Origin of the sequence: Stenotrophomonas sp. GD03777 (assembly GCF_029842485.1) — a bacterium.
In the GTDB taxonomy this organism is placed as follows: domain Bacteria; phylum Pseudomonadota; class Gammaproteobacteria; order Xanthomonadales; family Xanthomonadaceae; genus Stenotrophomonas; species Stenotrophomonas sepilia.
Map to the genome: position 1 here is coordinate 1 of NZ_JAOCGL010000004.1, position 11,508 is coordinate 11,508.

Annotated in this window: 11 protein-coding genes; all 11 read left to right on the forward strand. The window is 67.9% G+C overall.

The features are described 5' to 3' along the window. Positions 1-668 (forward strand): FecR domain-containing protein (locus N5E02_RS01955; RefSeq protein WP_279945782.1); only part of this gene is annotated, 668 nt, incomplete at its 5' end. A gap of 58 nt (positions 669-726) precedes the next feature. Then, the gene (locus N5E02_RS01960; RefSeq protein WP_005416804.1) at positions 727-1,278 is read left to right on the forward strand and encodes a hypothetical protein; all 552 of its coding nucleotides are present in this window, start codon (positions 727-729) and stop codon (positions 1,276-1,278) included. 144 nt (positions 1,279-1,422) lie between these two features. Next, positions 1,423-1,977: a hypothetical protein gene (locus N5E02_RS01965; RefSeq protein ID WP_279945783.1), complete on the forward strand. Its 555-nt coding sequence runs from the start codon at positions 1,423-1,425 to the stop codon at positions 1,975-1,977. Between the two features lie 60 nt (positions 1,978-2,037). Then, the gene (gspG, locus tag N5E02_RS01970) at positions 2,038-2,475 is read left to right on the forward strand and encodes a type II secretion system major pseudopilin GspG (RefSeq protein ID WP_005416799.1); all 438 of its coding nucleotides are present in this window, start codon (positions 2,038-2,040) and stop codon (positions 2,473-2,475) included. A 9-nt stretch (positions 2,476-2,484) separates the two neighbouring features. Next, the gene (gspK, locus tag N5E02_RS01975) at positions 2,485-3,390 is read left to right on the forward strand and encodes a type II secretion system minor pseudopilin GspK (protein ID WP_032954238.1); all 906 of its coding nucleotides are present in this window, start codon (positions 2,485-2,487) and stop codon (positions 3,388-3,390) included. Next, positions 3,387-4,550, forward strand: coding sequence for a type II secretion system protein GspL (gene gspL, locus N5E02_RS01980; protein WP_279945784.1), 1,164 nt, complete (start codon positions 3,387-3,389; stop codon positions 4,548-4,550). Before gspK ends, gspL begins: the two co-directional genes overlap by 4 nt. Continuing rightward, positions 4,547-5,074, forward strand: a complete 528-nt coding sequence (gene gspM, locus N5E02_RS01985) for a type II secretion system protein GspM (protein WP_171956491.1) — start codon at positions 4,547-4,549, stop codon at positions 5,072-5,074. The genes gspL and gspM overlap by 4 nt, the downstream gene beginning before the upstream one ends. After that, positions 5,071-7,452 (forward strand): type II secretion system secretin GspD, encoded by a 2,382-nt coding sequence (gspD, locus tag N5E02_RS01990; protein ID WP_235649226.1) that lies wholly within the window; start codon positions 5,071-5,073, stop codon positions 7,450-7,452. Before gspM ends, gspD begins: the two co-directional genes overlap by 4 nt. Then, positions 7,449-8,882, forward strand: a complete 1,434-nt coding sequence (gene gspE, locus N5E02_RS01995) for a type II secretion system ATPase GspE (RefSeq protein ID WP_053499838.1) — start codon at positions 7,449-7,451, stop codon at positions 8,880-8,882. Before gspD ends, gspE begins: the two co-directional genes overlap by 4 nt. Before the next feature lie 7 nt (positions 8,883-8,889). Then, positions 8,890-10,089 (forward strand): type II secretion system inner membrane protein GspF, encoded by a 1,200-nt coding sequence (gspF, locus tag N5E02_RS02000; protein ID WP_065177670.1) that lies wholly within the window; start codon positions 8,890-8,892, stop codon positions 10,087-10,089. A 217-nt stretch (positions 10,090-10,306) separates the two neighbouring features. After that, entirely contained in the window at positions 10,307-11,482 is a 1,176-nt protein-coding gene (locus tag N5E02_RS02005; RefSeq protein ID WP_065196400.1) for a substrate-binding domain-containing protein, read from the forward strand. Positions 11,483-11,508: the final 26 nt, after the last annotated feature.

Genomic DNA, 11,508 nt, shown 5'->3' on the forward strand with positions numbered 1-11,508 from the left:
CGGCGCTCCGCCCGCCGCTGGGATTGTGGCCCTCGGTGACGGCGATGGCGGCCGATTTCCACACCGGCACAGGTGAACGACTACAGATCGCGCCCTTGCCGCAGCTCAAGATCGAACTGGATACGCAGAGCAGCCTGCGTCGCCGCGCGCACGCGCAGGGCGAAGGCTTCGAGCTGGTGCAGGGCCAGGCCTCGATCGAAACCGGCGCTGGCCTTCGCCTGGCGCTGTTCGCGGGCCCGGGTTGCGTGATTACCGATGAAGGTGCGGTGCGCCTGGACGTGCGCAACACCCACGGCCAGGTACGGGTGACCTGCCTGCAGGGTAGCGCCCGTATCGAGCACCCGCAGGGCCGCCTGCAGCTGCAGGCTGGCCAGCAGACCCGGTTCGACGAGCGCCTCAGTGGCGTCGTGGCCGAGGCCGTAGCTTCGGAAGTGAGTGCCTGGACCGAAGGCATGCTTGTGTTCCGCCGCGCACCGCTGGGCGATGTGGTGGACGAGATCAACCGTTACCGGCGGGGCAAGGTACTGCTGGGTGAATCGGCATTGGCGCGCGCGCCGGTCAGTGGCCGCTTCCGCATCGATGATCCGGACGCGGCGCTGGAGCAGCTGCGACTGACGATGTCGCTGGATCTGCGTCGCTTTCCGGGTGGCATCGCCGTCCTTGGATAGATGAAGGCGCTGGCCGTGCGCGCCGCGCAGGGCTGTTGCAAGCGAGGAGAAGCCAAGGATGCGCAACGAGACCATCGGTGTGCTCGATCTGCGTCGCAATCTGTCTGCATTGCTGGAAACCACCCAGCGAAGGCCCTTGATGGTGCATCGCTATGGTTCGCCCTGGGTGTGCGTGGTGTCTGACGCGCAGTGGCAGCAGCAGGCGGTGCTGCTGGACTTCAATCCGCAGTCACACCCATTGGCGATGCTGCTGCGGCTGCAGCAGCAGGAGATGCCCTTGGTCGAATCCGGGGCGCTGCCGCCTGCGGCGCTTGCACGCGCACTGCTGTTGGCGGACATCCATGGCATCGACGATCTCACGCAGCTGCATGAGCAGGTGCTGCATCATCGGCTCTGGCACTGGTTCGTGGCGGGCGCCCATGGGGTGATGGACGGGTGGCAGCTGCCCGCACTGCGCGTCGCGCTGGCGTCATGGTGCGATGACGTGGACATGACCGATGCACTGGTCGCATTCGCTGCCCGCAGCGACGTGGCGGTACTGGCCCGCCGTTGTGGGGGTGACGCACCGCGGCTGCAGCGCGAAGCCTGCAGGCGGATGACGCTGCGATGACGTTGCCGATGAAACGCCACCCCGTGCACAGAGTTGCATTCGCGGTGTCGCTTCACCTGCCTTGCTGACGTCTTCTCCAGAGTACGACGCACCACGCGTCGCGGAGCACGGGCGGCGCAGATGGAAGACAGTCGCAGGATCAGCATGCTGGAGCTGGATCGCCACCTGAGCCAGTCACTGGAACAGGCACGGCACACGCCACTGAACGTGCAGCGCTACGGGCGCTCGTGGGTCTGGGTGCTGTCCAGTGACGCCTGGGTGGATGCGGCACGCTGGGCGGCACTGGACAGCAGTGCGCATCCACTGGCGGCACTTCGAAAGGCCCTCGACCTGCGGCTGTGGCCCTGGCCCGACGCGGCCATGAGCGCGCTGCCGCTTGGCGCAGCCGATGCGCGGCTGCTGCAACGTGCAGCGCTGCTGGTGGTCGTGCGTGATCTCAACAGTGCACAGCGTGTGTACGACGACCTGCGCTACCACCAGGCCTACCGGATGTTCATTGGCCTCGACCACGGCACCGCGTGGTCGCCGACGCAGTGCGTGCGCCTGTTGCAGGCATGCGTGCATCCGTTGCTGCGCGAATGCATCGACGAAACACTGGCCAGCGTGCCGCCTCACCTGTTCGAGGCGGCGCGCGCGCCGGCTGCACGAGCGGCCGCACAGGCAACCGCGCAGCGAATCGCAGGCGGATGTTTATCGTAGTGACACATGCACCGCTGACCATGGTGCAGCGGTCTCTTCCAGGATGACGAGGGCGGAACAATGGCAAGGCAGGCAGGTGGTCGCAGGGCTCGGCAGCAGGGCTTCAGCCTGATCGAGATCATGGTGGTGGTGGTGATCATCGGCATCCTTGCCGCGCTGATCGTGCCGCGGCTGATGGACCGTCCGGACCAGGCGCGTGTGGTGGCGGCGCGCCAGGACATCGCGGCGCTGATGCAGGCGCTGAAGTTGTTCAAGCTGGACAATGGGCGCTATCCCAGTGCCGAACAGGGCCTGCAGGCGCTGGTGAAGCCGCCGCAGGGCAGCGGTGCGTTGCCGGTGACGCCGTATCTGGATCGCCTGCCGAATGATCCGTGGGGCCATCCGTACCAGTACCAGGTTCCAGGCACTCATGGCGACATCGATGTGTTCTCGCTGGGTGCGGACAGCAAGCCCGGTGGCGACGCCGGGAACGCAGACATCGGCTCCTGGCAGCTGTGAGGCGTGCTGATGGCAGCCCGGACGCGTTCGATTTCATGCATCCACCAGCGTGGCGTGGCGGTGATCGTCGCCTTGCTGGTGGTGGCATTGGTGGCCGTGATTGCCACTGCGCTGCTGACCCGGCAGTCGGCGCAGCTGCGCGCGCTTCGCGGCGACCAGTTGCGCGCACAGGTACGCATGGCGGTGGATGCGACGCTGGAGCGTGCGGCGCAGCAGCTGCGTGAGGATGTCAAGGAACAGCTGACCACGGTGCGCAGCGGGCGCTGGGCGCGCCCGTTGGAACTGCAGGCGCCATTGCCGGTGCAGCTGCAACTGGTCGATGCGCAGTCGATGTTCAACCTGCGCAACCTGCTGGCACAGGGCAGACCGGACCCCGAGGCGCGGGGCGCGTTCGTCGCGTTGTGCGCCGGGCAGGGGCTGGGCCAGGGCACCTGCGCATCCGCGGTGGACCACATCCAGGCGCGCCTGCGCGACGGCGATGTGCAGGCGCAGGCACCGCTGCCGCGCGAATCACTGATCGAACAGGCGCTGGTCGGCGCTGACCCGGTGGCGTTGCAGGCGTTGGTGCGGCGCACAGTGGTGTTGCCGGCGCAGACCCTGGTCAACGCCAACACCTGCGACCTGAGCGTCCTGCAGGCGGTGGCGCCTGCGGTGGAACCGGCAAGGCTGCAGGCGCTGCTCGCTGAGCGCGACGCCGGCCACTGGCTGCTCAACCGCGGTGACATCGCCAACCGACTCCAACTGAGCAACGAACAGATGGCCGTGCTTCCGCTGGGTATCCATAGCGAGTGGTTCCTGGCCGTGGGCCGGGTGCAGGCTGACGGCAGCGCGGTTGATTTTCGCGCGCTGCTCTGGCGCGAGTACCGCGACGACGGGGTACGTGTACAACGGGTGTGGACGAGGATCGGCGCATGACGGTGCAGCTTCGGGTGCGCCTGCCGCCGTTGGCGCACCTGCGCGCCGACAGCGCGGTGGACTGGGCGCAGCTGCACAAGGACGAGGTAGTGGCACACGGCCGCGAAACGCTGGCCGCGCTGGGTCTGCGGCATCCGCGGGCCACAGTGCATGCCTGCCTTGACCCGAACGACCTGATCCTGCTGGAACTGCAGCTGCCGCCGCTGTCCGGGCGCCGCCTGCAGGCGGCGTTGCAGGGTGAGGTTGAGGCCATGCTGCTGGATGACCTGCAGGACGTGGCGCTGGCCCACGGTCCGCAGGCGGCAGACGGTACGGTTCCGGTGGCCTGGCTCGGCCAGCAGGTCATCTCGCAGGTGCAGCAGCTGCTGGCCTCGTGTGCGCTGCAGCTGCAGGCGTTGTATCCGACGCCACTGCTGTTGCCCTGGCAGCGCGGCCACGCCACGCTGCAGGTCAGCGGCGAGCATCTGCTGGTGCGCAGCGGGCGCGATCGGGGACTTGTCCAATGGTATGGCGGACGTGACGCGTCCGCGGTGATGCAGGCGTTGGCCCCCCGCCTGCAACAGGCCGGGGTGCGGGCCGTGCAATGGATCGACAGCGTACCGCCGGCGTGGCCGGACAGCCTGCCGGCCAGCGCCGTTGCACATGAGCAGCAGGCCTGTGGTCCGTTGCCGGGTTGGTCATTGCCGCTGCCCGGCGCAGGCCGTCAAGCGCCGCGATTGGCGATCGGCCTGGCACTGGCGGCGGTGCTGCTGGCTGCACTTGGCCTGCAGTGGCAGGTCTCGCGTTGGCGGATCGAGGGTGAGGCGCTGCAGCAGGGCATGGCACGGCAGTTCAGCGCACGCTTTCCGGAGGTCACCGATGTGGTGGACCCGGTGTTGCAGGCAAGGCGAGCCCTTGCGGTTCCACCGCCGACGCCGCCGTTGCCGGCGCTGCAACGTCAGATCGCCAGCACGCTGCACGCGGTTCCGGAGCTGGCGGGTCAGGTGCACAGCCTGCACTACCAACCCGGGCAGGTGTACCTGGAGCTGGACGCCGATGCCCAGGCATTGGCCGACGATCCACAGCGGCTTGAGCGCTGGCAGCAAGCGATGCAGGCGCAGGGACTGCACCTGGCGCGCGATACCGGTGGACGCCTGCGGGTGAGCGGAGCGGGACAGTGACGACCCGAACCCTGCGGCTGGGCCAGGGGCTGGTGGGCCTGCAGCAGCGCTGGCAACGCCTGCCACCGCGCGACCGGCTGATGCTGTGGGTGATGGTGGTGGCGCTGCTGGTAGCGGGCCTGTGGTCGTTATGGCTGGAGCCCCTGCTGAAGCAGCGCATGCACTGGCAGGCCGAACTGCCACGGCTGCAGGCGCAGTCCCGCGCACTGGCGCCGCTGCTGCGCGCGCGTGAGCGCCAGCAGCTGGCGCAGGGCCAGCATCCGACCCTGGCCGGGCTGCGTGACCAGATCAAGGCTGCCGGTCTGGCCGACGGCCTGCATATCGAAGCGCGCGACGGGCGCTGGCACCTGCAGGTACGGGCCGTACCCGCCGATGCGCTATGGAACTGGCTGCTGCCGCTGCTGGCCGACCCGGCCATCGAGTTGCAGCAGCTGCAATTGACACGCACAGGGGATGCGAACATGCCGGCGGCACGGATTTCAGGACACATCGTGATGGTGGCAACTGCGGGTGCCCATCCATGAGGGCGATGCGCAGCCTTGCCTGCAGTGCCGCATTGGCGCTGATCGTGTGCATGGGCCACGCGCCGGCACCCGTGCTGGCGCAGGACACCCGCGATGAACCGGTGCAGTTGAACCTGGTCGACACCGACATCGGCGGCGTGCTGCGCATGGCCGCGCGCTTCACCGGGCGCCAGTTCCTGGTCGACCCACGCGTGACCGGCAAGATGACGGTGGTTTCCGATGGCCCGGTCAGCCGTACCCAGGCCTACCAGTTGCTGCTGGGCGCATTGCGCATGCGTGGCTTCGCCGTGGTCGAGAACGGCGGCGTCAGCCGGGTGGTGCCGCAGGCCGATGCCAAGTTGCTCGGTGGACGGGTGGGCAGCGGTGGTGCAGGGGGCGAGATCGCCACGCGCACCTTTGCGCTGCGCTATGAGAATGCGGCGGCGCTGGTGGCTGTGCTGCGGCCGATGATCAGCCCGGACAATCCGATCACCGCCAATCCAGGCAACAACACCCTGGTGATCACCGACTACGCCGACAACCTGGATCGCATCGCGCGGGTGATCGCCAGCGTCGACACGCCCGCCGGCATGGACACCGATGTGGTGAAGCTGCAGCAGGGCATTGCGGTGGACGTGGCGGCAATGGTCGCACCGCTGCTGGATGCGCAGGGTGCCGAGCCGGGCCAGAAGGTGGTGGTGATGGCCGACCCGCGCAGTAACAGCGTGCTGCTGCGTTCCAGCAGCCCGGGCCGCACCCGCCTGGCGCGGCAGCTGGTGGAAAAGCTGGACCGTGCCCAGGACGAGTCCGGCAACCTGCATGTGGTCTACCTGCGCAACGCCCAGGCCAACCAGCTGGCCGGTGTGCTGCGTGGCGTGGTAGCCGGACAGAGCGATGCACCGGCAATGGGCAGCAACCAAGGAATCACCCCGCTGCCGGGTGACGCCAACCGTCCCACGCCCACCCAGACGTCGCAGCCGCAGCAGGCCAAGCCCGGGGGCGATGCGCTGGAATCGCAGCGGCTGGACCCGAGCCGGGGCGACCCGATCGATGCAGGAAGCACCGGCTTCAGCCAGAACGGCATTTCGGTACAGGCGGACGTGGCCACCAACACCCTGCTGATTTCGGCGCCGGAGCCGGTGTACCGCAACCTTCGGCGGGTGATCGACCAGCTCGACCAGCGCCGTGCGCAGGTGCTGGTGGAAAGCCTGATCGTGGAGGTCAACCAGACCGACGCGGCCGAGCTGGGCGTGCAGTGGATGCTGGGCAACGGCCGTACGTTTGGCGGCACCCATTTCGGGGGCGCTACCGGCGGTAGCGGGCTCAATACCGGTGCGCGTACCACGCTGGACGTGCTGCCCAAGGATGGCCTGAAGATCGGCGTGATCGACGGCACCATCAATCTGCCCGGTGTCGGCCAGATCCTCAACATGAAGGCGCTGGCCACTGCGCTGCAGAGCAAGGGCGGCGCCAACATCCTGTCGACGCCGAACCTGATGACGCTGGACAACGAGGCAGCCAGCATCATGGTCGGCCAGACCGTGCCGTTCGTCAGTGGCCGCTACGTGACCGACGGTGGCGGCGGCAGCAACAACCCCTTCCAGACCATCGTGCGCGAAGACGTGGGCCTGAAGCTGCGGGTGCGCCCACAGATTTCCGAGGGCGGTACGGTGAAGCTGGACATCTACCAGGAAGTCAGCAGCATCGACGCGCAGAGCGCGAACAGCACGGCCGGCATCATCACCAACAAGCGCGCACTCGATACCAGCGTGCTGCTGGACGATGGCCAGATCATGGTGCTCGGTGGCCTGCTGGAAGACAGCGTCAGCCACGGCCGTGATGCGGTGCCGGGGCTGGGGAAGATCCCGGTGCTGGGTGCCTTGTTCCGCAGCGACTCGCGCAAGCGCGCCAAGACCAACCTGATGGTGTTCCTGCGTCCGCACGTGGTACGCGACCCGGCCGCAGGACAGCGCCTGACCCGCGACCGCTACGACTACATGCGCAATGCGCAGGCCGGCGCGCAGCCCGTACAGAGCTGGGCCTTGCCCGCGCTGTCGGCGCCGCAGCTGCCACCGCAGGACCTGTCGGTACTCGGCCAGGGCAATGCGCGCGATGGCCACGGCCAGCCGTTGCAGAACACCAGCCTGGCAGCGTTGTATCCGGCCGGTGACGGCGATGCGCAGCTGGTGCAGTTCGCACAGGGGCTGGAGCCGAGCCGTGCCAGCCAGGGCGTGGCGCAGGTGCGGGCGCTGGGCCTGCAGGCCTACGCGGAGGCGACGCCGGGCGAGAGTGGGCAACGCCTGCGCGTGCGGCTGCCGCGTGATCCGGTGAAGTTGGACCCGGCATTGCAGCAGCTGCGCGGGCTGGGCTACACGCCGGAACTGGTGATCGGGCCGTGAGCGCCGTTGTGCCGCTGCCGTACGCGTGGGTGCGCAGCCACGGCGTGATGCTGACCGAAGCCGGTGGCGAGCCGGTGCTGCTGGGAACGGACGATACCGCAGCGTGGGCCGTGGCCGAGCTGCGCCGGCGGCATGGCCCGCTTCCGTTCCAGGCATTGGATGCCGCGACCTGGCAGCAGCGGTTGGGTGAGCAGTACCGTGACGGCGGTGATGCCGCTGCCGTGGTCGGTGCCGCCGAAAGCGAAGTCGATCTGGACCGGCTGATGCAGGACATGCCGGAGGTCACCGACCTGCTGGATGCGCAGGACGATGCACCGGTGATCCGCATGATCAATGCGCTGCTGGCACAGGCCGCGCGCGATGGCGCCAGCGATCTGCATATCGAGCCATTCGAGACCCATTCAGTAGTGCGCTACCGGGTGGACGGCACCCTGCGCGACATGGTGCAGCCACGGCGCGCATTGCACGCGGCGCTGGTGTCGCGCATCAAGATCATGGCCCACCTGGACATCGCCGAGAAGCGGTTGCCGCAGGACGGGCGCATCGCGATCCGCGTGGGCGGGCGGCCGCTGGACATCCGTGTTTCCACTGTACCGACCGGGCATGGCGAGCGCGCCGTGCTGCGATTGCTGGAAAAGGATGCCGGCCGCCTGCAGCTGCAGCGCCTGGGCATGGCCGATGACACCTTGGCCACGTTCACCGGATTGATCCGCCAGCCGCATGGGATCGTGCTGGTGACCGGGCCGACCGGCAGCGGCAAGACCACGTCGCTGTACGCCGCGTTGGGCCAGCTCGACAGCAGCACCAGCAACATCCTCACCGTGGAAGATCCGGTGGAGTACGACTTTGCCGGCATCGGCCAGATCCAGGTCAATGCGCGCATCGGCATGAGCTTCGGCACCGCACTGCGCGCGATCCTGCGCCAGGATCCGGACACCATCATGATCGGCGAGATCCGTGACCTGGAGACCGCACAGATCGCGGTGCAGTCGTCGCTGACCGGGCACGGTGTGCTGGCTTCGCTGCACACCAACGATGCGGTCTCGGCGGTGACCCGCCTGGCCGACATGGGCGTGGAACCGTTCCTGCTGGCCTCGTCGCTGCGCGGTGTGCTGGCGCAGCGGCTGGTGCGGCGGCTGTGCACGCAGTGCCGGCGTGCCGAGCTGGATGGCGAAGGCCGGACCGTATGGCGCGCAGTGGGCTGCACGGCCTGTGCCAACAGTGGCTATCGCGGACGCACGGGCATCCATGAGCTGTTCGTGGTGGACGACCGGGTACGCGCACTGATCCATGAAGGGCAGGGTGAGCCTGCGCTACGCGAGGCGGCGCGGCGGGCCGGCATGCGGACCCTTCGGCAGGACGGCCAGCGCTGGGTCGACAGCGGGGTGACCACGCTGGAAGAGATCCTGCGCGTCACCGGCGACGATTGAGGCCTGCATGGCACTGTTCGATTACCAGGCTGCCAACGCGCAGGGCCGCATCGAGAAAGGTCAATTGGATGCCGACAGCCCGCGCGGTGCTCGCCAGCTGCTGCGTGGGCGCGGGTTGACACCCGTACAGGTCAGCGCGGCGCGGAGTGCAGGCACTGGCTGGGGCGCTCGCCGCCTGTCGGCCAGCGAGCTGGCCTGGGCCACGCGCCAGCTGGCCAGCCTGCTGGCGGCCAGCCTGCCGTTGGAAGCTGCATTGAGTGCGGTGATCGAACAGGCCGAGCGCCCGCACGTGGCCCAGGCACTCACCGCTGTGCGCGCCGACGTGCGCGCCGGCCAGCGCCTGACCGTGGCACTGGCCGCGCGGCCACGCGACTTCCCGCCGATCTATCGGGCGCTGGTGGGTGCAGGTGAGGATTCCGGCGATCTGGCGCGGGTGATGGAGCGTCTGGCCGACTACATCGAGGAACGCAATGCGCTGCAGGCCAAGGTACTGACCGCCTTCATCTACCCGGCGGCGATCAGCCTGGTATCGGTGGCGATCGTGATCTTCCTGCTCAGCTACGTGGTGCCGCAGGTGGTGACCGCATTCGTGCAGGCGCGGCAGACGCTGCCGATGCTGACCCAGGTGATGCTGGCCGCCAGCGCGTTCGTGCGCAGCTGGGGCATGTGGGTGGGGCTCGGCATCGCTGCGCTGGTGGTGGCATGGCGGTTGGCGTTGCGCCGGCCGGAACTGCGCCTGCGCTGGGACGCGATGCTGCTGCGGCTGCCGATGGTCGGGCGCTTCGTGCTGGGCGTGAACAGTGCGCGTTTCGCCTCGACGCTGGCGATCCTGCTCGATGCCGGCGTGCCGCTTCTCCGTGCACTGGAGGCGGCGCGGCAGACCCTGGGCAACGCGTTGCTGGCGCGCTGCGCCGATGATGTGTCCGCGCGCGTACGCGAAGGCGCTGCGTTGGGTTCTGCATTGAAAATACAGAAAGTGTATCCGCCGATCCTGGTGCATCTCGTGGCCAGCGGAGAGAAGACTGGCTCGCTGGCGCCGCTGCTGGATCGCGCCGCGCAGACCATCTCGCGCGAGATCGAGCGTCGCGCGATGGCGCTGACCGCCCTGCTGGAACCGACCATGATCCTGGTGATGGGTGGCGTGGTGCTGACGATCGTGCTGGCCGTGCTGATGCCGATCATGGAAATGAATCAGCTGGTGCAGTGATGCGCAACGCGCAGCGCGGCACGCTTTCGATTCTCCACACAATCCTCCACACCTTTTTCCGATCTTCCACAGGTTTCTTAAGCGGCCTGTCATCGGCGCGGACCAGCATGGACCCGTCGCCGCAGAGTGGGCTGGGAGGCCCTCGGCGGCAGCAGGCGTGTAGTGACCGTTCCTCCCTTGGCGTTTCCCTTCGCAGTAAACCCTTCAGGAGAAGATCATGACCAAGTACAAGACCCTGGCCGCGCTGGTTGCCACCGCGCTGCTCGCTACCGTGGGCGCCGCCTCGGCGCAGACCGTTACCGGCGGCGGTGCCTCGCTGCCGGCCGACCTCTACAAGGGTTCGGCCGACAGCATCCTGCCGGCGAACTTCACCTACGCCGTGACCGGTTCGGGTACCGGCAAGAAGGCCTTCCTGGAAAACAACTCGGCGCTGTTCTCGACCACCGGCACCGTGCACTTCGCCGGCAGCGATTCGGTGCTGAGCAGCACCGAGCTGAGCAACTACACCACCAACTTCAACCAGGCGACCAACGCCAACCGCTACGGCGCGCTGATCCAGGTGCCGTCGGTGGCCACCTCGGTCACCATTCCGTTCAACAAGGCCGGTTCGGCGGTGGACCTGAGCGTGGCGCAGATCTGCGGCGTGTTCTCGGGTGCGATCAGCGATTGGTCGACCATCGATGCCAACCGCAGTGGCCCGATCCAGGTGGTGTACCGCGCGGAAAGCAGCGGTACCAGTGAAATGTTCAGCCGCTTCCTGACCGCGGCCTGTGCCGCTGAGAACGCTGAAACCTCGAAGCTGGTGGGAGGCAAGTTCGCCATCAAGTCGACCTTCGCCGACCTGTACAAGCGCGATGCCAACGGCAACCTGCCGGCGTTCCTCGTGGCCGCCCCGGCCACCGGTGGCACCTCGCTGTACAACACGGTCTACGCTGCTGAAGGCCGTATCGGCTACGTTGGCCCGGACGTGATCCCGAGCCTGACCGATGCGACCAAGGTCGCCAAGGTCAAGGGCTTCTCGCCCGACCAGGTGAGCGTGCAGGCCACCCTGGACACCGTCGCTCCGCCGACCGGCACCGATGCTGAGAACCCCGCCAACTGGGTGCCGGTGTTCGGCAACCCGTCGGCTGGCTATCCGATCGCCGGCTACACCAACCTGGTGATCGGCCAGTGCTACAAGGATTCGAGCGTCGCCACCAGCCTGCGCGGCTTCCTGGCCCGCCACTATCCGGCGACCTACACCGTCGCGTATGAGAAGTCGATCACCGACCACGGCTTCATCCCGCTGACCAAGGCGTGGCGCGATGCGATCCGCAACCGCTTCGTGCTGGCCAGCAGCACGGCCGGCCTGAACAACCCCAGCACCTGCGCCGGCATCGGTCGTCCGCTGTAATCCGCAGCACCGGTTGAATCCTGCTT